This window comes from Tenacibaculum sp. Cn5-46 (assembly GCF_022347705.1).
GTDB lineage: Bacteria > Bacteroidota > Bacteroidia > Flavobacteriales > Flavobacteriaceae > Polaribacter > Polaribacter aiptasiae.
The window spans coordinates 156883-178541 of record NZ_JAKRGD010000005.1; the positions used below are offsets into that span (position 1 = coordinate 156883).

Here is a 21659-nt window from a genome sequence, read left to right on the forward strand (position 1 = left end):
ACATTTTACATATGAGATATACCCTTCAAATTTTATCTATCATTATTTTAATTGTAGTTAGTTCATGTAGAAAAGATTTTGACACTGTTCCTAACTTTGGTAAACTTCAATTTTCTAAAGACACCGTTTTTCTTGACACAATTTTTACTAATATAGGTTCTGCAACCTACAACTTAAAAGTTTATAACAGAAGTAACAAAGCTATTACCATTCCTGAAATTAAGTTAGAAAATGGAGCTTCTTCAAATTATCGTTTAAATGTTGATGGAATAGCAGGAAAAAACTTCAGTGATATCGATATTTTAGCAAACGACAGTATCTATGTATTTGTAGAAACTACTATAGATTTTAGTACAGTTTCTGATCCGTTATACACCGATAAAATATTATTTGATAATGGAAACAATCAACAAGATGTTGATTTAGTTACTCTAGTCCAAGATGCTAACTTTATATTCCCTTCAAAAAATAGCATGGGAATTGAAACCTTAACTATTGATGGAAAAGATTCAAAAATACAAGGTCGTTTTCTAAAAGATTCAGAATTGACTTTTACTGATGAAAAGCCTTATGTTATTTATGGATATGCTGCAGTTGCTGCTGATAAGACACTTACAATTGACGCTGGAGCTAAAATTCACTTCCATAAAAACTCTGGATTAATTATTGATAAAAAAGGAAGTTTAAAAGTTAATGGAACTCTAAACAAAAAAGTTTCTTTTGAAGGAGATAGACTAGAACATGCTTTCAGTAACATTCCAGGACAATGGGGAACCATATGGATGCGTGCTGGTAGTAAAGAAAATGAAATCAATCATGCTTTAATCAAAAATGGTGTGGTTGGTATACTTGTAGACAGTATTGGTTCAAACACCTCTCCTACTTTATCTATTAAAAACTCTGAGATTTATAACAACTCTAACTATGGTATTTTAGGAAGAGACACCAATATACTCGGTGAAAACCTTGTAATTGGTTCTTCTGGACAATCATCATTAGCTTGTACATTTGGTGGAACTTATAACTTTACACACTCTACTTTTGCTAATTATTGGAGAAATAGTATACGCCAGTTACCAACTGTATTAATTAATAATCATATTACAATTACCGATAGTAGTAATGACGAGGTTACATTAACTAGAGACTTAGTAGCTGCTAATTTTACTAATTGCATTATTAGTGGTAATAATAATATCGAACTAATACTAGACAGAATAAATGGAACTACTTTCAATTATAATTTTGAAAATTCAATGATTGATTTTAATGATTTCAATAATTCTTTCACCAACAATAATGAGTTAAATTTTAACGACGTTAGTCATTACCAAAATAATATTTTAAATGGTGATCCTTACTTTAGAGATACTTCCATGAACGATTTTATTATTGGCGAAAAAAGTGACGCTATTAACAAGGCTAAAGCCTCTTCTATTTCTGAAGATATTTTAGGAGTTAACAGAACTACAAATCCTGATATAGGCGCTTACCAACATATAACTTTTTAAAAAGTAATATGTTGTCCTATTTTTTGTTTAAAATCATTTTGCTTATCTACAAACAAGGCTAAAGAAACTGCACTTTTAGAGATACCGTAAAAACTATTAAATTTTATTTTTTCTTTAAAATGTATCACTACATTATGCCCTCCTGAACTTCCCAATGGCGAAAAGTATTTGATTAAACTTTTTTCTGGAATATCTTTAGTACTCACTTCTATTTCTTTTATCTCATTAAAAGGAATAACTGCATTGGCAATAATACCAAATCTTAGCACTAATTGTTGTTTTTCTGTATCAATATAAATAGGTCTTTTAGCTAAAGAACGTAAAACTGCTATTACTTGTAATGCTGTATATATACTTAAAACACCTAACACAAAAGAACCTTTTACATTTCCTTGTTCCATCATAGCATGAGTTACAAACATTTCAACCACCACTACCAATAAAAAACCTAATATGACACTTACAGCTGTACTATTTTTATGATAACTATATTCATTTTCTTTAAGTTGTTTCTTTCTCCAATTAAACAAACTATAGTACACTACTGAAATTTCAGCTGCAAAAACACTTCCTAAACCATAGGGTAAAATCTCACTACATGCCAACTGCATTGAATCGAAAAAGTCAAGAGAATTATTATTAGTAGTTTTTACTTTTTTTATAACCTTCCTTGCTTTTACAATGACAAACCCTATTAAAAAAACCTCTACTAAGGGCAATAAAATCATTCTTATTTGCCCAATTATTTCTTGATTTTCTTTAGGTAAAATTATACTTGCTATAGCTAAACCTAAAAAAGCAACAGTAATCGTTGTTTTATTTGATATTTCTTTTTTCCTTATTAAAAAGAAATAAACTAGAGGTATTGTAATTAAAAAGTCAACAATAACAAAAGGTGAAATTCTTGGTATAAAAAAAGATGATTTTACCACAGCTACTAGTGATAAAATCATCAATAAAGGTATTCCAAAAACTATTAAATTATTCTGGATATTAAGTTTGGTAAACATACTTAGCTCTTTTAAGTTAATCTTTACTTATTAGTAGCTTATTCATGTCTTTTGTTACTCTTTATTTTAATTATTTTTTCTTGTATACTTTTCCATTCTTCATAACAAAAACAACATTCTCCATTGTATTAATATTCTTTGTAGGATCTTCATTTACAGCAACTATATCGGCCAAAAAACCTTTTCTTAATTGCCCTATTTCATTCTCCATTTCTAAAATTTTGGCATTGGTAATTGTTGCTGACTGAATAGCTTCCATTGCTGGCATTCCTGCCTCTACCATGTAACCAAATTCTTTTGCATTATTTCCATGCTTAAAAACACCTGCATCGGTACCAAAAGCAATACCTACACCTTTCTTATAAGCTTTTGCAAAAGTTCCTTGTATTTGTGGTCCTACTGCCAAGGCTTTAGGTACAACTATTGCTGGATAGAAATCTTTTACCTTAGCTTTTTCCTCTACTTCTTTACCTGCAGTAATAGTAGGAACTAAATAAGCGTTATGCTTTTTCATTAACTCCATGGTTTTATCACTCATATAAGTACCATGCTCAATAGTTTTAACCCCTCCTATAATTGCTCTTTGCATTCCTTCATCTCCATGAGCATGTGCAGCTACATGCATTCCGTAATCTTTTGCCATATCACAGATAGCTTTTATTTCTTCTACTGTAAATTGTGGATTATCACCACTTTTAGCTACACTAAGAACCCCTCCTGTAGCTGTAATCTTAATACAATCGGCACCATTTTTATAACGTTGGCGCACTGCTTTTTTTGCATCTTCAACACTATTTACCACTCCTTCTTTTGGTCCAGGGTTTCCAATTAACCTCCTACTACTTCCATTGGTAGGATCGGCATGTCCTCCTGTAGTTGCCAACGCTTTTCCTGCTGTAAATACTCTTGGTCCTGGTATTTTACCGGCATTAATTGCTTTTCTTATAGCTATATTTACTCCAGTACCTCCCAAATCGCGAACAGTAGTAAAACCTTTCAATAATGTAGTTTTAGCAAAACCAACTGAATTAAAGGCAACATCTGCTTCATTTTTAATATATCTATTCAATCTTGTTTTCGGGCTATGCTCACTTTCTATATGTACATGCATATCTATTAATCCCGGAAGTACTACTTTATCTTTTAAATCAATTGTTTTCGAAGTTTTATCACGAGGTAAAATATATCCATTAAAAACATTTGTTATTTTATTTCCGTTTACAACCAAAGTTTGCTTTTCTTTTATAACTCCTTTTTCTGTATCAATAATTTTTCCACATAAAATGTATGTGTTTTGTGCTTTCACAGATGTTATAATACAAATTAGAAAAATAAATAAACTGATTTTTTTCATGATAAAATATTAAGATTCGACAATAAATGTAACGTTTTTTTATGTAGCTTGCCTTTTAATTTTTTCTATTTACTGAATGAAACATATTATAATTACTGGAACTAGTAGAGGAATTGGCTTTGAACTAGCTCAACAATTTGCTAATAAAGGACATAAAGTATTAGCTTTATCAAGAAATACTACCCCACTAGATACTATAAACCATCAAAATATAACTACCCTTTCTGTTGATTTATCAAATTCTGACGACATAAAAATGGCTATAGACTTTGTAAAGTCTGACTGGAAAAAAGTAGATATCTTAATCAATAATGCAGGAAAATTAATCAATAAACCTTTTAGCGAATTAACTACTTCCGATTTTGAAGAAGTATACAAGGTAAATGTTTTTGCTGTTGCTGAATTAACAAAGAATGTTCTTCCATTTATGGAAAAAGGAAGTCATATAATTACTGTAAGTTCTATGGGAGGAATTCAAGGAAGTATGAAGTTCCCTGGACTTGCTGCATACAGTTCTGCAAAAGGTGCAGTAATAACTTTATCTGAATTATTAGCCGAAGAATATAAAGAAGAACAAATCGCTTTTAATGTATTAGCCTTAGGAGCAGTTCAAACAGAAATGTTAGAAGAAGCTTTCCCTGGATATATAGCTCCATTATCTGCAAAAGAAATGGCTAATTATATCTTTGATTTTTCTTTAACCGGTAATAAATTTTATAACGGTAAAGTATTACAAGTTTCTAGTTCTACTCCATAAAAAAGACATTTATCTTTGCATAACACCCTTATAAAATATATTCCAGAAAAAGCGGTTCCGTTAGTTATATATCTAATTAACGAACATAAAATTAATCTCAAGATTGTTAATCAACGACAAACTAAGCATGGTGATTTTAGAACTTTTCCTAATGGTCAAACTCAAATAACTGTAAACAATAATCTAAACAAATATCAGTTTTTGTTAACCTTAGTTCATGAAATTGCGCATCATGTTGTTCATAAAAAATTTGGCAGAGTTCAAGCTCATGGTAAAGAATGGAAGATGATTTTTCAACATTTAATGCTTCCTTTTTTACAACCTGAGATTTATCCTAAAGAAATGCTTCCTTTTTTAGCTAATTACTTTAAAAATCCAAAAGCAAGTACTGATACCGACCCTCAATTATCATTAGCTTTACGAGGAGGAAAAGCCCAAACTGGTAAGAGTTTTATTTTTGAAATACCTTTCGATAGTATCTTTCAATTTAAAAATACATTATATAAAAGAGGAAATAAGCGGAGAACTCGATATGAATGCTTAAATTTAACAAACAAACGAGTGTATTTATTTAATCAGAATGCAGAAGTACTAATTATAAAAAAATAGCTTTAAACATGAATAACAATTATTACGCAGTAGTCATGGCTGGCGGTATTGGCTCTCGATTTTGGCCAGTAAGCACACAAGAGTACCCTAAACAATTTCATGATATGTTAGGTACTGGAGAATCTTTAATTCAACGTACTTACAATAGAATTAATCAATTAATCCCTTCAGAAAACATATTAATTGCAACCAATGAACGTTACGAAGCTTTAGTACTTGAACAATTACCTAAAACTTCTAAAAAACAATTATTGTTAGAACCTGCAATGCGAAATACAGCTCCTTGTATTTTATACGCAGCTTTAAAAATTTACAATCAAAATCCAGATGCTCTTATGTTGGTTGCCCCTTCTGATCACTGGATTGAAAACGAAGCTGAGTTTTTAAATAATATTGAAACATCATTTGAAGCTTCTGCAAAAAGTGATATTTTAATGACTTTAGGCATCCAACCAGATTCTCCAAATACTGGTTATGGGTACATTAATTTCGAAGAGAGTTCTAACACTATAAAAAAAGTAAAAAACTTTACTGAGAAACCAAATTTAGAAAAAGCTAAGGAATTTTTAGCTAGTGGTGATTATCTATGGAATGCTGGAATTTTTGTTTGGTCTGCAAAAAGTATTTTAAATGCTTTTAAAGAACACCTTCCTAATATGGTTACTACTTTAGATGACGGTAATAATGTATATAACACAGATTTTGAAGACGACTTCATTAAAAGTAATTATGAGAAATGTGAAAACATTTCAATTGATTTTGGTGTAATGGAAAGAGCTAAAAACGTTCATGTATTACCTGTTGATTTTGGATGGAATGATTTAGGTACTTGGGGATCTCTTTATAACAAACTAGGGAAAGACTCACAACAAAATGCTATTGTAGGCTCAAAAACTATTTTTAGAGATGCTAATGGAAATATGGTTAGAACTCAAAATGGTAAAAAAGTGGTTATTCAAGGACTGAACGATTTTATCATAGTAGAAAAAGATGATGTTATTTTAATTTGCCCCCGAAAAGACGAACAAGATATTAAACAAATTAGCGCAGAAGTTAAAAGTAAACTTTAAGCAAAATAAAAACGAAGCTGTTAAAGCTTCGTTTTTTTTATTTCATTAAGAATAAACTTATTGAATTCTTCATTTCTTGGTATGAATCCACTTTTTATAGAAATATAAGATACGTCTTCCAGCTTATTCTCTAATCGCATATAGTCCTTTTCTGTAGTTAAAAGAACTTTATCATTAGAATTTACTCCTTTAAACTCTTTTTCTATTTTTAAAATATCATTCTCTGTAAATTCATAATGATCTGGATATTTCAAATGTTTATAGTTTATTCCTTCTGCTGAAAGATAACTTAATAAAGAAGTAGGATTTGCTATCCCAGTTACTAACAAAACTTCCTTACTTTTTAAATCAGAAATTGTAAGTTCTATTCCTTTCCCTTTTAATTCTTCATCATAAGAAATACTTGTAAAAAACAGTTGCTGGTTCTCCCTTAACTTAATTCTTTGTTTAATTTTATTTTGTCCATCTTTTGACAAATTTTCAGGACATTTTGTTACTACAATTGCTTGTGCTCTTTTACTACCTCTTCTACTTTCTCTCAAATTTCCCGTTGGTAATATAAAATCATCAACAAATAAATCGCTATATTTAGTTAATAACACATAAGTACTCGCCTTTACTTTTCTATGTTGGTAAGCATCATCCAATAAAACTATTTCTGGCGGAGTATCATTTTTTAATAATTGTTGAATTCCATTAGTTCTATCTGCATCTACAGCTACTATAATTTCTTTTCCAAACTTTTTAAAAAACTGTAATGGTTCATCTCCAACATCAGTTGCTGTATGATTAGTTTTTAAAATTTGAAAGCCTTTAGTTTTTCTTTTATAACCTCTACTTAAAGTAGCTATCTTAAAATCGTTTTTTAACAACCTTATTAAATATTCAATCTGAGGAGATTTCCCAGTTCCTCCAACACTTAAGTTTCCCACTGCTATAACAGGTATGTTAAATGAGGTAGATTTTAAAATCCCAATATCAAAAAACCAATTACGTATTGAGGTAATTATATCGTATAAAATTGCAAACGGAAATAATAAAAATCGAAGTAACTTCATTGTATCAAAAGTAATAAAAATCTTAACTTTGATTCAAGATATTTTATATTATGCAAATAAAAGACATTACAAACTACATTGAAGAATTAGCTCCTTTGGCTTATGCCGAAGATTTTGATAATGTAGGTTTATTAATAGGTGACTATTCCACTGAAGTTACAGGTGTATTAGTTACTTTAGATACTTTAGAAGAAACTGTAGATGAAGCGATTGCTAAAAACTGCAATTTAATTGTAAGTTTTCATCCAATTGTTTTTAGCGGATTGAAAAAAATTAATGGCAATAATTATGTAGAAAGAGTAGTTTTAAAAGCTATTCAAAATAATATTGCCATATATGCTACCCATACTGCTTTAGATAATGTAAACAATGGGGTTTCTGCTAAAATGTGCGAAGTTTTAGGTTTAGAAAATTGTAAAACTTTAATTCCTAAAAAAGGATTAATTAAAAAGTTGACTACCTATGTTCCTCTTAGCAATGCTGATCAAGTAAGAGAAGAATTATTCAAAGCAGGAGCAGGAAATATTGGTAATTATGATAAATGTTCATTTAACTTTCAAGGACAAGGGAGTTATAGAGGTAATGAAAACTCAAATCCAACTGTAGGGCAAAGAGGTGAAGAAATTTTTGAAGAAGAAACTTGTATCTCTGTAACTTTTAATAGCTTTTTAGAATCTCAAATTATACAAGCTCTTTTTAAATCTCATCCTTATGAAGAAGTTTCATACGAAGTAATCACTTTAAATAATGTAAATCAAAATATTGGTATGGGAATGGTTGGTGATTTACCAACTGAAATGAATGAAAAAGATTTTTTACTTTTTGTTAAAGATAGGTTCAAAACTGGGTGTGTTAGACATTCATCTATATTGAACAAGTCTATTAAAAAAGTAGCTGTTTTAGGAGGTTCAGGTAGCTTTGCTATAAAAAATGCGATTAAAGCAAAAGCAGATGCTTATATTAGTGCTGATTTTAAATATCATGAGTTTTTTAAAGCAGAAAATAAAATATTACTTGCCGATGTTGGACATTATGAAAGTGAGCAGTTTACAAAAAACCTTTTGATTGATTATCTTAGCAAAAAATTTAGTACTTTTGCAATTATTTTAAGCGAAAAAAGTACAAATCCAATACACTATATATAACAGATGGCAAAAAAAGAAGTAACGGTAGAAGAAAAGTTAAGAGCCTTATACGATTTACAGTTAATCGATTCTAGAATTGACGAAATCAGAAACGTTCGTGGTGAATTACCTTTAGAAGTTGAAGATTTAGAAGATGAAGTTGCCGGATTGAATACTAGACTTACTAATTTAGCTGAAGATGTTAAGAATTTAGAAACTGAAATTAGCAACAAGAAATTAGCTATTGACGAGTCTAAATCATTAATTGCTAAGTACGAAGAACAACAAAAGAACGTTCGTAATAATCGTGAGTTCGATTCTTTATCAAAAGAAATTGAATATCAAGAATTAGAAATTCAATTATCTGAAAAAAGAATTAAAGAATACAAAGCAAAAATAACTCAAAAGAATGAGGTTATTTCTGGTACTAAAGATAAATTAAAGCTACAAGAAAACCACTTATCTCATAAGAAAGGGGAGCTTGATGCCATCTTAAAAGAAACAGAAAAAGAAGAGCAATTATTAAAAGAAAAGTCTGAAGAATATTCTCAGTCTATCGATGCTCACTTATTAACTGCTTATAAAAGAATTAGAAATAAAGTAAGAAACGGATTAGCTGTTGTTGCTATTGAGCGCGGTGCTGCTGGAGGTTCTTTCTTTACAATTCCACCACAAGTACAGTTAGAGATTGCTAATCGTAAGAAAATTACAATTGATGAGCACAGTGGACGTATTTTAGTTGATGCTGCTTTAGCTCAAGAAGAAAAAGAAAAAATTGACAACTTATTTGCTTAATTTTTATCTTTTAAAACATATTTTTAAAAGCTCTCGATATCGAGAGCTTTTTTTATTTTACATAAAAAACATTCATAACTATAAACACAAAAAAACTCGAATCATACGATTCGAGTTTTCTTTTAATTTATTCTTCAAAATTAGTAATCTAATTTTTTCAAGTAATCTAATTTTGCTTGCCAAGCATCTAATTGATCTTTAAACTTCTGGATTCCTTTTCTTACATTTTGTACTAAAGGATTATCTTCTGTTGCATTCGAAATAAAGCTTAAATTATTTTCTAGCTGCTGCATATCGCGAACTGTTTCATCAATTTTCTTACGAATAAAATATTGCTCACCATCTAACTTTCTATAATCTTCTTGAGCTAAATAAGTATCAACAGTATTTTTAAACTTCATCATTTCAATATCGCTTCTACTCATATTTAGATTTCCTAAATGAGCATCAATAGCTTTATTGAATTTTTCATCTAAATGACGTGCATTTCTTGGCAAAGAACCTAATTCTCTCCATTTTGCAATACTTTCTTGAACCCCTTCTAAAGTTAAGCTTTCAGAAGCTTTAATTTGCTCTATATACTCCTTTTTAGCTTCTACAATAGCTAATTGTTCTTTATTCTGTTCGTTTTTCTGAGCATGTAATCTATCAAAGTAATAATTACAAGCATTTTTAAAACGCTTCCAAATATCGTCAGAGAACTTTCTTGGAACATGACCAATCTTTTTCCAATCAGCCTGAATACGCTTCATTGTATTCGTAGTTTCATTCCAATCTTCACTATCCTTAATACTTTCTGCTAACTCTACAAGTTCCATTTTTCTTTTTAAGTTCTCATTTTGAGCACTCTTTTCTCCTTTGTAGAATATATTCTTTGCGCTATTAAATTTCTTGGTAGCTGCTTTAAACTCTTGCCATACAGCCTCACTTTTATTATAAGGTAATTTCCCTATATCAAAATATTTTTTTCGTAGAGCTTCAATCTCAACAATACTTTTTTGCCAATCATTGTGCGATTTGTTATTAGATGTATCATATGCGTTAATCTCGGCAATAACTTCTAATTTCGCATCAATCATTTCTTGATACTTCGATTTTAACTCTTTAAAATACTGGTGACGTTTATCGTGAATCTTCTTAGTTGCTTCGCTAAACTTAGTCCAAACTTCTTCCCTATGCTCCTTTCCTACTGGACCTATTTCTTCTTTCCATAAACGATGTAACTCTTGCAACTCTTTAAATGCTACATTTACATCTGCTACTTCGTTTAAAGCTTCTGCTCTAGCAATTAACTTTAACTTCTCTTCTAAATTATGCTTAAAGTCAAGTTCTCTAAAGTCTTTATTTAAGTGTAATAAATCGTAAAAACGCTCTACATGATGATGATATGTTTTCCAAGTATCATTGTATTTCGTTTTCGATACCGCTCCTATTGCCTTCCATCTATTTTGAATTCCTTGAAAATCATTATACATGGTTTTAGGATCAGCATTTACAATTAATGCTTTTAATTCTTCAATTAAAACATTTCTTTTTTCTAAATTTTCTTTTAATTGCTTTTCTAATTGAGAATAATAAGCGTCTCTTTTTGACTTGTATTCTCCTAACAATTTATTGTATTCAGTTTTTACTGGGCTAGAAAATTGAAAATCTATAGAGTTACCTCCTTCAGCTAAAAAAGCCTCTTTTTTCTTAGCCAATAATGCTCCAAACTTTGTATTGAAAGCATTTTTTAATGCATCTACATTTGACTTTAACTGTTGAACTTGGTAAGTTTTTAATAATTTAGTTAACTCTTCTACCAATTTCTCTAGCTCCATAGAAGCATAGTCTGGCATTGGTATTTCGTGTTTTTCATCAGCTTTTTCAGCTTCATTAGCAACTTCATTTTCCACTTCACTTACTGCACTTTCAGTCTCTTTATTTACCTTAGTACTATCTTCAACAATTGGCTGCTCTATTTTCTCTTCGTTATTTTCTAACATATCTACAATGTTTAAGTTCCTTTTATTTAGATTATAAAGATACGCATTCTTATAAAATAGCAAACTTTATTTTCAGCTAATTCAAAGTTCTACTTATTCCATATTCTCCAAGCTTTCTCTGCTTGTTGTTCTAACATCTCTAATCCATTTTTTACAATAGCTCCTTTTTCTTTTCCTTTTTTCAAAAATGCTGTTTCTGATGGATTGTATATTAAATCGTATAATAAATGTTTTGAAGTAATACTATCATAAGGAATATTTGGACAATCGTCTATATTTGGATAAGTCCCTAAAGGAGTACAATTAACAATAACTTGATAAGCTTCTATTATTTCCTTAGATAACTCATTATAAGATATTTCTTTTTTTCCTTCAGGGCTTCTCGATACAAATTTATATTTGATTCCTAACTCTTCCAATACATAAGCTACTGCTTTAGACGCTCCTCCTGTACCTAGAATTAAGGCCTTTTTATGATGCTTTGCCAACAATGGTTTCAATGATTTTTTAAAACCATAAACATCGGTATTAAAACCTTTTAATTTTCCTTTTTTTGAGATACGTATTGTATTAACCGCCCCTACCCTTAAAGCTTTCTTATCTATTTTATCTAAATAATTAAACACTTCTAATTTATAAGGAATAGTTACATTCATTCCTTTTAAATTATTTTTGTTTTCTTTTATTTTTTGAGGTAATTCTTTTATTGTTTGAATATCAAAATTCACATATTCATTTTTTTCTAATTTTAAATCTTCAAACTTTTTTGTAAAATATCCTTTTGAAAATGAATATGATATATTTCTTCCTACTAAAGCGAAAAGTTTTTTATTTTCTTTTCCTTCCATAAAATTCTATAATTAAAATTAAGGCGATTCCAAACACAATATAAGCTATTGAAATCCAGGTTTCTTGAGTTGTGAAATCAGGTAAAAATCTTTCGTAGTTTTCTATGATTTTATTACTGTTTCTATCCAGTAAAAACGATCCATCATCGTCTACTTTATAAATTGTTTTTTTCCACGGCCATACTATACCAAGTGAACCTGTAATAAATCCAATAATAACAGCAGTTACTATTTGATGCCACCTTTTTAAAACATAGCCTAAAACATGTGAAATAGATACCAATCCAAAAGCTGAACCAGCTGTAAATACTGAAATAACTTTCAAGTATCTAATCTTTACTTCATCTTCCAATACTTCAAAATCGCCTGATAAGAGACTTGTTATTACACTTCCTAAAGCATTTACACTATCTACTAAAAGAAGCACATAATTTCCTAATAAAATTAGAATAAATGAACCTGATAAACCAGGTAATGTCATTCCTGAAACTCCTATAATACCACAAACAAAAACAAACCAAAGATTATCGTTTTCTTTTGCTGGAGTCATAAAACTAATTGCTATTCCTATTGAAGCCCCAAGAATTAAACTTATTACATTCTTTAATCTCCAGTCATTAAAGTCTTTTGATATATAAAATATCGAACCAATAATCATCCCAAAAAACCAAGCCCAAACATAAAGTTCATAATGCTTTAAAAAATAATCTAGTATTAGAGAAACACTAAAATAACTAAACATACTTCCTAACATTACTAATGCTAAAAATTGTAAATTGGTATATTGAGCAAAGCTTTTTAATCGTCCATTTAAAAGTAGTTTAAACGCTTTTGCATTTATTCTTTGAAAAGTAAATATAAGTTCTTCATAAAACCCCATTACAAAAGCTACCATACCTCCTGAGACACCTGGAACTTTGTTAGCCCCTCCCATAGCTAGCCCTTTTAGAAAAAGGTTTACCTTTTGTATTAATGTACGTTCGTTATACATCTTTATTTTATATAAGTTCTAATACACCTTAATATTATTGTTTTTCTACAGCTAATTTTTCTAACAATAAAATTAATGAAAAACCTACAACTGCTAGAATAGTTGCATATAATACTTGAGGATCTCCGTCAAAATTAAATGGAGATATTGATAACTCATTAAAAGGAACTTGTTCTCCATGAGAATTTGTACGGTAAGTTAGTACTTTTTTCCATGGCCATATTTTGTTTAGAGAACCAATTATAAAACCTGTTAAAGCTGCCAACGTATAATTTTTATAATTCGCAAACAAATACTTTAACACTCTAGAAAAAGATAACAACCCTATAATTGCTCCTAAACCTACAGCTACTATTGTTGTAAAATCTCGATTATTTATTGCTGCTAAAACTGGTTTATAAGCTCCTAAAAGAACTAAAATAAATGAGCCTGAAATTCCTGGTAAAATCATTGCACAAATTGCAATTGCTCCAGCAAAAAACATAAACAGTGTTGATGAATTTTCAGACACCATTGGATTTAATGTAGTTATATAATATGCCAAAACTGCTCCTAAGACAAGTAAGACAATAGATACAGCATTCCATTTAGTTATTTGTTTTGCAATATAAATTACACTAGCTAAAACCAACCCAAAGAAAAACGACCATAATAAAATAGGATGATTTACTAATAACCATGAAATTACTTTAGCTAAAGAAACTATACTTATAAAAATCCCTATAAAAAGTGATGCTAAAAAATTACCATTTAATTGTTTCCATGCTTCTTTAAAACCTTTGTCTTTTAAAGTTTTTAAGAGACTTAAATTAACATTACTAATTGAACCTAAAAGCTCTTCGTAAATTCCTGAAATAAAGGCAATGGTTCCTCCTGAAACTCCTGGTACTACATCAGCTGCACCCATAGCAATTCCTTTTAAAGTAATTACCATGTAATCTTTAGTTGATCTATTCATTTGTTAGTTTGGTTATTCTTCTTTTTTCTTTTTAGACTTAAATCTAATTAATTTATTCTTCTTTGGTGCAAGTATAGTATCTTTTTTAACTTCTTTTTTCTTTTTCTTCTTTTTAAGCCCTAGTTTTTCTCCAAGTTCTGATAAATTATTAAAGTTTACTTGATATGAAATACCAACTCCTTGTGTATAACCTTCTTCTTCTGTTGAATATTGTACTTCGTTTTGTCTATTAAAAACATTACCTCTCAAATTCCCTTCTTCATTCAAGAGTACCTCAACTTTTACTTCTCCTACAACACTTGTTTGTGTATTTGCTCCTACTGGAACTCCTACTTTACCATTTACAAGTACTCTATCACTTAATTGAGTCGAAATAGAAACATCTACTTGATCATCTGACCTTAAATTATCTACATTACCTCTATCTCCTTGTGTATATCCTAAACCTAATTGAAATTTACTTCCTTTACTATTTAACATATTCGTTAAAATATTAGTAGCAATTTCTGATGCTGTTCCTGTTAAACCTGAAGCTGCACTATCGCCAATAGCATCTTGATTATAGAAGGTTCCGAATGCCAATAAAAATGAAAAATGCTGCATTTTAGTATTCAAATCATTTCCATTTAAAACAAATTCTAACTCAGAGGCCACTGTTGAATTTGCATTAGGAATTTTAATATCAAACTCTTGTTTAGAGTTAAATAAACCTCCTGTAATCTTTGTATATAAATCTATAGGGATTTTTCGGTTTGAATTAATATTGTCTAGTAATTGTGCTGGATTTGCTTTGGTTCTATAAATGGCTGTTAAATCTAATTCTGCATTATACGGATCTCCTTCCCAAGAAATAGTTCCTCCTTTTTGAACAGTAAAGGGTTTTGAAATTCCAGCATATTTGAAATTATACAATCCATTATCAACTGTAAAATTTCCAAACATATTAAACTTTCCTAATGTATTAATCTCTATTTCCAAGTTCCCTTCTCCACTTCCTCTTAATTCACTTCCAGACACTTTATCTATTACTACTTGAGCTACTGCTTCTTTTGTTACTGTTAAATCAATTTTTAACTCTAAACCTTTAATGTCTTTAATTTTCTTGTTCTCCTCTTCATCTTCAGGTTTCCCTGTTTTAAATCGTATTAATTTGTAATTATCTATTGTTTTTACATCACTTAACGGAATAACAAACTTGGTTCCTTTATTTGTTTTTCCATTTACTTGTATAAAAAGATTACTCGTTAATCCACTTATACTAGCATCTCCATCCAAAAAGCCTGTTCCATAATATTGAACCTCTTCTTCCTCTTCTGTATCTAGTACTAATAAATTATCAGTATCAATTTTAAGATCTAAAAACCAGTCTTTAAAATTTTGGTGTGCTATACTTCCAGACAAAGTTCCTTGTGTCTGATGTTTTGTATCTTCCAGTACAATATTATTTAGCTTAAACTGATTTTTATCCAAAACAACACTTGTATTTCCTTTTAAATCAAAATCTACATTTAAATAAGGAAACTTTAAACCTGCTTCTTCAAAGTTCAAAACCCCTTGAAGATCTGGATTTCTCAAAGGCCCCTTCGCTGTAAAATCTCCAGTAACTTTTCCTCTAAGTTTATTCAACACATCTTCTCCCAAAGGGCTAAATGCAGCTATTTCATATTCCTTTAAGAATACACTCAAATCTATAATAGGCTTTTCTTTTGAAAAATCTACACCTCCAACTGCTGAGATATTCTTAGCTTTTTCACTTATTAATGAAAGATTTACATCGTATTTCTTATATGAATTATCTCCAGTAACATTTAAAGCTAAATCTCCCTGAGAGTAATCATTAATATGGAAATTCTCTATTAATAAATTTCCTTTAGGAGCTAATAAATTATTCTCTTGTTTATAATTTATGATTCCATTTAAATCTCCATTCAATTTTAAACTATCAACTGGAGGTAAAAAGCTAGCTAATTTTACCTTTTCAAAATTTACTTGTAAGTCTTTATATGTACTGTCTCTAACAATTCCTTTGAACTCTATTTTTTGTCCTCCTGAGCTAAAAACAAATGGACTTATATTAAAATTATTTTCTTTTAAATCAAACGCGACTTTATTCTCTTGGTTATTCTTTGGGTTTATAATCCAATCAAACCCTTTATAATTAAAAGTTGATTTCTGAATTCCTACAACAGATTTTTGTAATTCATCAATCGTATAATAAAAATCTAGATTAAAGCTTTCTTTGTATTCTTTTCCTCCTTTAAAAACCGACTTAAAGAACAAGGTATCATTCTGTGTTCTATTCAGTAAATTCAGTTTTTCTATATTATAATATTGGGTATTTATTTTACCTGCTGTTAAGTGTGTATTATATAATGGATTTTTATTATCAAGTCTTAAAACTATATTTTCAATAACATTTTTATATGCTTCAATTTCAGGAGAACTAAACGTTAGCTTTAATGCATTTTTATCAGAATTAATTTTTCCTTTTAACCTTGTATTTGTACCTATTGAAATTTGAGGTAAAAACACATCAATAATTTTATTATAGATTGTAAAATCGAAATCTAAGAATTGATTTGGAGTTACTTCATGTGGACGATAGTTTGTATAAACACTACCAAGTGCGTTTTGGGTAATTGGTATTAATTCTCCGAATGAAAACTTTCCTTTCAATTTTCCTTTTACAATATCTTCTGAATCTACTTCAATAGTTTTGATACTATCTTTTACTGAAGAATTTATTTCAAAACGTTTAAAAGAATAGCTCTGTTTTTGATTTGTATATATCAAATTTCTAAATGTAGCTTTCCCTATAATATCATCAAAAGTATTTCCTGAAATATTTAAACCTACATTTCCAGTTAACGTAGCAATACTATCTCTTGTAAATAGATTTGTCTTTTTTAAATCTATTTTATCAATACTTGCTACGAAATCAAATTTATTTATTGCTGAAGAGAAATCTGCAAGCCCTTCAAATTTCAATTTAAAATTATCGTCTTCAGCTTTTAATAAACCGTCAAACTTTTTATTTTGAAACTGACCGTTTACTATTAGGTCTTTATATTCATACTCATTGAAAACTAGGCTACTCACCTTACCTATTAAGGTAGTATTAATATTATCAACATTAAAGCCACTACCACTTACATCAGCCTTTAACGATATTTTACCCAAAACAGGGTCATTGGCAAATATTCCTAAATCAAAATCTTGAAATTCAACTTCACCTACATAAGTGGCTTCATCAATGTTATCTATATTGGTTAGTAAGAGATCTGATATTGTTGTTCCAATTTCTGAATTGACAGTAAGTGTAGCATCCATTTGTTCAGGAGTTACACTTAGAATCCCCTTCAATGTAAAGTTCCCTAGCCTTTGAAATTCTGTTGGTAAAGTTCTTCCTAATAAATTTGGAAGCACACTTTTTAATTGATAATAATTAGAAGTAACATTATCTAAATCGGCATCAAAAACAAAACCCCTACTAGTTTTTATAGCGTTTACAAAGCCCATATTACCAACAATTCTCATTCCTTTTTTAGAATGAAGTCTTACATTGTTTGCACTAAAATTATTTAACGTACCATCAATATCTCCTGTGAAATAAACAATATCATTACCACTTAATTCTTTGTATAACTTACTTAAATCTTTTACGGCTAGTGCACTCTTTGAAAACTTTGCTTTGACATTGACCTTATCATTAAAGTTTGCAAAATCTTTACGATTATATGTTAATTTTATATCTCCTTCTATTTTCGATTTGTTATCAGTTTCTAATACAGTATTATCAAACTGCATATACTTTTTAGTATAAACAAAGTCGGTAGATAAATTAGATATATTAACTCCTCTATTTTCAGTAAAATTCATTTCTCTAATATTTAGAGAAACATCAGGTCCCACAATTGAGAAGTTTAATAAATCACCTCCAGCATTGTATGCAGCAAACTCTAAAGGATCTTTTTTATTATCATCGTATAACTTAAAAGTTAAATTTCTTAATGCAATTTTATCACTATTTAAAACAAAAGGTTTTGATAGACTATCTCTGGGTTTTCCGTCTTCAAAACTGTCAATAAAAATAGATAGGTTATCATTTTTTTCACCTTTATAAGTTCGCATATTAAAATAAGCACCACTTAAAGAAGCTTCTCCTAGGTTTACATTATTTTCTATAATACGTTTTGCGTTTAAAAGTGAAGTACTTAAGTTCTGAACAAAAATTAAAGTATCTTTATGATGATCTCTAATTTCTATCCCCTTTAATTGCACACTTCCCAACCAAGATAAATCTACTCTTTTTACTACAATATCTGTATTGTACTCCTTATTAAGCCAATCTGTTGCATGCTTTGCCAATTTGCTTTGTACAAATGGAAGTGACAACAAAATTATAAGCAAGATTAAAAAAAGTAACACGTACTTTAGTATTCTCCTTAATATTTTACCCGCTTTTCTAATAATTAAACCCTTTATAAACTAACTAACAAATGTAATCAGCTAACTGCAAAAATGTTGCCTTATTTTAAAGAAATATCAATTTTAACGAAAATCTAACGTAATATCGATATTTTTGCAATCTAATTTGAACTAAATTGAATACAAAAAACATTTACATTTTAGGTATTGAGAGCTCTTGCGACGATACAAGCGCTTCAGTAATTTGTAACGGAAAAGTTTTAAGCAATGTTATTGCAAACCAAGAAGTACACGCAAAATATGGTGGTGTTGTTCCTGAATTAGCTTCAAGAGCGCATCAACAAAATATTGTTCCAGTTGTACAACAAGCTTTAGAACAAGCCAATATTACCAAACATGATTTAAATGCAATTGCTTTTACACGTGGCCCAGGGTTAATGGGATCGTTATTAGTTGGAACTTCTTTCGCTAAATCTTTAGCTTTAGGTTTAAACATCCCATTAATTGATGTAAACCATATGCAAGCGCATATTTTAGCTCATTTTATTGATGAAGAAGGCAGTAAAATACCTCCATTCCCTTTTATTTGTTTAACCATTAGTGGTGGTCATACACAGCTTGTAAAAATTACCAATCATTTTGAAATGGAAATTCTAGGTGAAACTATTGATGATGCTGTTGGTGAAGCTTTTGATAAATCTGCTAAAATATTAGGCCTACCTTATCCTGGGGGGCCTTTTGTTGATAAATACGCACAGCTAGGAAATCCAAAAGCATTTAAATTTACCAAGCCTAAAGTAGGTGATTTAGAATTTAGTTTTAGTGGTTTAAAAACTGGTATTCTTTATTTTATTAGAAAACAAGAAAAAGAGAACCCAAATTTCATTAAAGAAAACTTATATGATATTTGTGCCTCTATTCAACACACCATTATTGAAATTTTAATGGATAAATTAAAAAACACTGTAAAGCAAACTGATATTAAACATATTGCTATTGCTGGAGGTGTATCTGCTAATTCAGAAATTCGTAAACGATTAACTTTAGCTGAAAAGCACTGGAAATGGACCACTTACATTCCTAAATTTGAATACACTACCGATAATGCTGCCATGATTGCTATCGCAGGGTATTTAAAATATTTAAACGGCAATTATTCAGACATTTCTGTTACAGCTCAAGCTCGTTTAAAAGTTACAGAATAACACTTTTAACACTCTAAAAAAACCTTACTAGAATCCCAAAAATCTCCCTTAATGAAAAGCCTTAAAAATAGATTCCTATTTAATATCACTTATTACCTATTATGGGTAGCTTATTTTTTATTTGCTAGATTTTTATTTTTATCCTATTACTTTGATAAGACATCTGATCTTGGCTTTTCCACAGCATTTAAAACTTTTGTATACGGAATTCAATTAGATTTTTCTTTTGCGGCTTATATAGCTTCCGTTCCTTTTTTGATTATCATTTTTTCAATTTGGGCACCTATTAAGTATATTAAATATCTTATCAAAGGATTTACATTCCCCCTTGTTTTTATTATTAACTTATTTATGTTAATTGATATTATTCTTTATAAATCTTGGGGAGTTCGAATAGATTCTACGTTATTAAATTATATCAATACTCCTAAAATAATGATGGCCTCTGTTTCTACTTTTCAACTAGTTGGAGGTTTACTTATATGGATTCTTATTTCTTTAGCTATTGTTTATGTTTTTAATAAAGTATTAGACAAAGCAATGAACCGTTTAACAAAAGGTTTTTTTTTGGAAGCCCCTGCGCTTCTCTTATTAATAGGAACTTTAATTATTCCTATTAGAGGTGGTTTTGCTAATATTCCAATTAATCAAAGTAATGTGTATTTTTCCACTAAAATGTTTGCAAATCATGCTGCTGTAAACTTTATGTGGAATTTTGCTAATACCCTTACTCATAAAATAGATAATAAAAATCCTTATGTCCATTATAAAACTGATGTTGCTAAAAACATCATTCAAAAAACTCAAAATGAATTATTAACAGGTTCAGATTCTATCTTAAAAACAAAAAAACCGAATGTAATTTTAATTATTTGGGAAAGTTTATCAGCCAAAGCTGTAGGTGCTCTTGGTGGCGAACCTGATGTAACCTCTAATCTAAATCGATTTGCTAAAGAGGGAGTTTTATTTACTAATTTTTATGGAAATGGAGATAGAACTGATAAAGGTATACCTGCTATTTTAAGCGGTTATTATCCACAACCAACTACGAGTATTATGAAAATGCCTCGTAAGTCTCAATCGTTACCAATGCTAACTAAAGAAATGAAAAACTTAGGATATAATACTGGGTTTTATTATGGAGGCGATAGTAACTTTGGTAATATGATTACCTATTTGAGAAACGGAGAGATTGATAAAATTGTTGATGGTACTGAGTTTGATAAAGAAAACTGGAATTCTAAATGGGGAGCTCATGATCATATATTTTTAGAGCGTTTTCTAAAAGATTTATCGGACCCAAAATTAAAACAACCATTTTTCCAAGTTGCTTTAACATTAACAAGTCACGAGCCATATGAATTTCCTGATACTTATAAATTTGGAAAAGATTCTGAAGCTAATTTATACAGAAGTGCTCAAGCATATACCGATAAAGCCATTGGTAATTTTATTGATGCTGCTAAAAAACAACCTTGGTGGGATAATACACTAGTTGTTATTATGTCTGACCACGGACATCCTTTACCTGTACACAAAGGATATTTCAATTCTTCTATACGTTTTAAAATTCCTATGGTTTGGATTGGTGGTGCTTTAGCTAAGACAGGAATTACAATTGATAATTTTAGTGGTCAAAGTGATTTTGCTTATACCTTAACTGATTTATTAGGAGGAAATCCAAAACAATTTCAATTTGGTAAACACATTTTTAATTCTTCTGATAACCAATACGTACATTATGTATTTAACAAAGGATTCGGAACCGTTTCTAAAAACGGAACTTTTATTTACGATTATGTAAGTAACAAACCTGTTATTCAAAAAGGAAACTATCAAGCATTAGATTCGTTAGGAAGAGCAATTAGCCAAGAAGCTTATCAAGACTTTATAGACAGATAAAATAATTTAAAACAAAAATCCCAAGTTGTTTAACTTGGGATTTTTTTTGTTTAC

At 29.5% G+C, this 21659-nt stretch carries 16 protein-coding genes; 8 read left to right on the forward strand and 8 right to left on the reverse strand.

The window, feature by feature from the left end; translation table 11 throughout:
• Positions 1–11: 11 nt before the first annotated feature.
• Complete coding sequence (locus MHN29_RS11405; protein ID WP_235275790.1) at positions 12–1511, forward strand: hypothetical protein; 1500 nt, start codon at positions 12–14, stop codon at positions 1509–1511.
• Here the strand turns inward: MHN29_RS11405 and MHN29_RS11410 are convergent.
• Complete coding sequence (locus MHN29_RS11410) at positions 1508–2521, reverse strand: hypothetical protein (protein ID WP_235275791.1); 1014 nt, start codon at positions 2519–2521, stop codon at positions 1508–1510. The genes MHN29_RS11405 and MHN29_RS11410 overlap by 4 nt on opposite strands.
• A gap of 70 nt (positions 2522–2591) precedes the next feature.
• The gene (locus MHN29_RS11415) at positions 2592–3875 is read right to left on the reverse strand and encodes an amidohydrolase family protein (RefSeq protein ID WP_235275792.1); all 1284 of its coding nucleotides are present in this window, start codon (positions 3873–3875) and stop codon (positions 2592–2594) included.
• A gap of 76 nt (positions 3876–3951) precedes the next feature.
• On the opposite strand from MHN29_RS11415, the gene MHN29_RS11420 reads away from it, so the two are divergent.
• From MHN29_RS11420 to MHN29_RS11430, 3 genes are read left to right on the forward strand one after another with little or no spacing between them, the layout of a single operon-like run.
• Positions 3952–4632 (forward strand): SDR family oxidoreductase, encoded by a 681-nt coding sequence (locus MHN29_RS11420; protein WP_235275793.1) that lies wholly within the window; start codon positions 3952–3954, stop codon positions 4630–4632.
• Between the two features lie 15 nt (positions 4633–4647).
• A complete protein-coding gene (locus MHN29_RS11425; protein WP_235275794.1) occupies positions 4648–5241 on the forward strand; it encodes a SprT-like domain-containing protein in 594 nt (197 codons plus the stop codon).
• Between the two features lie 8 nt (positions 5242–5249).
• Positions 5250–6311: a mannose-1-phosphate guanylyltransferase gene (locus MHN29_RS11430; protein WP_235275795.1), complete on the forward strand. Its 1062-nt coding sequence runs from the start codon at positions 5250–5252 to the stop codon at positions 6309–6311.
• A gap of 20 nt (positions 6312–6331) precedes the next feature.
• Here MHN29_RS11430 and lpxK read toward each other — a convergent pair whose 3' ends face one another.
• Entirely contained in the window at positions 6332–7369 is a 1038-nt protein-coding gene (gene lpxK / locus MHN29_RS11435; RefSeq protein WP_235275796.1) for a tetraacyldisaccharide 4'-kinase, read from the reverse strand.
• 50 nt (positions 7370–7419) lie between these two features.
• Here lpxK and MHN29_RS11440 point away from each other — a divergent pair, with 50 nt between their 5' ends.
• Complete coding sequence (locus tag MHN29_RS11440) at positions 7420–8514, forward strand: Nif3-like dinuclear metal center hexameric protein (RefSeq protein WP_235275797.1); 1095 nt, start codon at positions 7420–7422, stop codon at positions 8512–8514.
• 3 nt (positions 8515–8517) lie between these two features.
• Positions 8518–9288, forward strand: coding sequence for a zinc ribbon domain-containing protein (locus MHN29_RS11445; RefSeq protein ID WP_235275798.1), 771 nt, complete (start codon positions 8518–8520; stop codon positions 9286–9288).
• Positions 9289–9428: 140 nt separating this feature from the next.
• On the opposite strand, the gene MHN29_RS11450 is transcribed toward MHN29_RS11445, so the two are convergent.
• The 5 genes from MHN29_RS11450 to MHN29_RS11470 all read right to left on the reverse strand — a co-directional run bounded on the left by MHN29_RS11450 (position 9429) and on the right by MHN29_RS11470 (position 18438).
• Complete coding sequence (locus MHN29_RS11450) at positions 9429–11273, reverse strand: DUF349 domain-containing protein (RefSeq protein ID WP_235275799.1); 1845 nt, start codon at positions 11271–11273, stop codon at positions 9429–9431.
• Positions 11274–11362: 89 nt separating this feature from the next.
• Positions 11363–12121 carry a shikimate dehydrogenase gene (locus MHN29_RS11455; RefSeq protein ID WP_235275800.1) on the reverse strand — a complete coding sequence of 253 codons (759 nt, stop codon included), beginning with the start codon at positions 12119–12121 and terminating at the stop codon, positions 11363–11365.
• Entirely contained in the window at positions 12102–13112 is a 1011-nt protein-coding gene (locus MHN29_RS11460) for a DUF368 domain-containing protein (protein WP_235275801.1), read from the reverse strand. Before MHN29_RS11460 ends, MHN29_RS11455 begins: the two co-directional genes overlap by 20 nt.
• A 34-nt stretch (positions 13113–13146) precedes the next feature.
• Positions 13147–14070, reverse strand: a complete 924-nt coding sequence (locus MHN29_RS11465; RefSeq protein ID WP_235275802.1) for a DUF368 domain-containing protein — start codon at positions 14068–14070, stop codon at positions 13147–13149.
• 12 nt (positions 14071–14082) lie between these two features.
• Complete coding sequence (locus MHN29_RS11470; RefSeq protein ID WP_235275803.1) at positions 14083–18438, reverse strand: translocation/assembly module TamB domain-containing protein; 4356 nt, start codon at positions 18436–18438, stop codon at positions 14083–14085.
• A 236-nt stretch (positions 18439–18674) separates the two neighbouring features.
• Here MHN29_RS11470 and tsaD point away from each other — a divergent pair, with 236 nt between their 5' ends.
• Together tsaD and MHN29_RS11480 are read left to right on the forward strand one after the other, a co-directional pair.
• Positions 18675–19703 (forward strand): tRNA (adenosine(37)-N6)-threonylcarbamoyltransferase complex transferase subunit TsaD, encoded by a 1029-nt coding sequence (gene tsaD / locus MHN29_RS11475; protein WP_235275804.1) that lies wholly within the window; start codon positions 18675–18677, stop codon positions 19701–19703.
• Positions 19704–19754: 51 nt separating this feature from the next.
• Positions 19755–21605: an LTA synthase family protein gene (locus MHN29_RS11480; protein ID WP_235275805.1), complete on the forward strand. Its 1851-nt coding sequence runs from the start codon at positions 19755–19757 to the stop codon at positions 21603–21605.
• Positions 21606–21659: the final 54 nt, after the last annotated feature.

What these genes read in the sequence shown, in the direction of transcription:
- MHN29_RS11410 (WP_235275791.1), bottom strand. Translation starts at nt 2,521, where the DNA reads ATGTTTACCAAACTTAATATCCAGAATAATTTAATAGTTTTTGGAATA.
- MHN29_RS11445 (WP_235275798.1), top strand. Translation starts at nt 8,518, where the DNA reads ATGGCAAAAAAAGAAGTAACGGTAGAAGAAAAGTTAAGAGCCTTATAC.
- MHN29_RS11460 (WP_235275801.1), bottom strand. Translation starts at nt 13,112, where the DNA reads ATGTATAACGAACGTACATTAATACAAAAGGTAAACCTTTTTCTAAAA.
- MHN29_RS11420 (WP_235275793.1), top strand. Translation starts at nt 3,952, where the DNA reads ATGAAACATATTATAATTACTGGAACTAGTAGAGGAATTGGCTTTGAA.
- MHN29_RS11405 (WP_235275790.1), top strand. Translation starts at nt 12, where the DNA reads ATGAGATATACCCTTCAAATTTTATCTATCATTATTTTAATTGTAGTT.
- MHN29_RS11430 (WP_235275795.1), top strand. Translation starts at nt 5,250, where the DNA reads ATGAATAACAATTATTACGCAGTAGTCATGGCTGGCGGTATTGGCTCT.
- MHN29_RS11450 (WP_235275799.1), bottom strand. Translation starts at nt 11,273, where the DNA reads ATGTTAGAAAATAACGAAGAGAAAATAGAGCAGCCAATTGTTGAAGAT.
- MHN29_RS11465 (WP_235275802.1), bottom strand. Translation starts at nt 14,070, where the DNA reads ATGAATAGATCAACTAAAGATTACATGGTAATTACTTTAAAAGGAATT.
- MHN29_RS11480 (WP_235275805.1), top strand. Translation starts at nt 19,755, where the DNA reads ATGAAAAGCCTTAAAAATAGATTCCTATTTAATATCACTTATTACCTA.
- lpxK (WP_235275796.1), bottom strand. Translation starts at nt 7,369, where the DNA reads ATGAAGTTACTTCGATTTTTATTATTTCCGTTTGCAATTTTATACGAT.
- MHN29_RS11455 (WP_235275800.1), bottom strand. Translation starts at nt 12,121, where the DNA reads ATGGAAGGAAAAGAAAATAAAAAACTTTTCGCTTTAGTAGGAAGAAAT.
- MHN29_RS11415 (WP_235275792.1), bottom strand. Translation starts at nt 3,875, where the DNA reads ATGAAAAAAATCAGTTTATTTATTTTTCTAATTTGTATTATAACATCT.
- MHN29_RS11440 (WP_235275797.1), top strand. Translation starts at nt 7,420, where the DNA reads ATGCAAATAAAAGACATTACAAACTACATTGAAGAATTAGCTCCTTTG.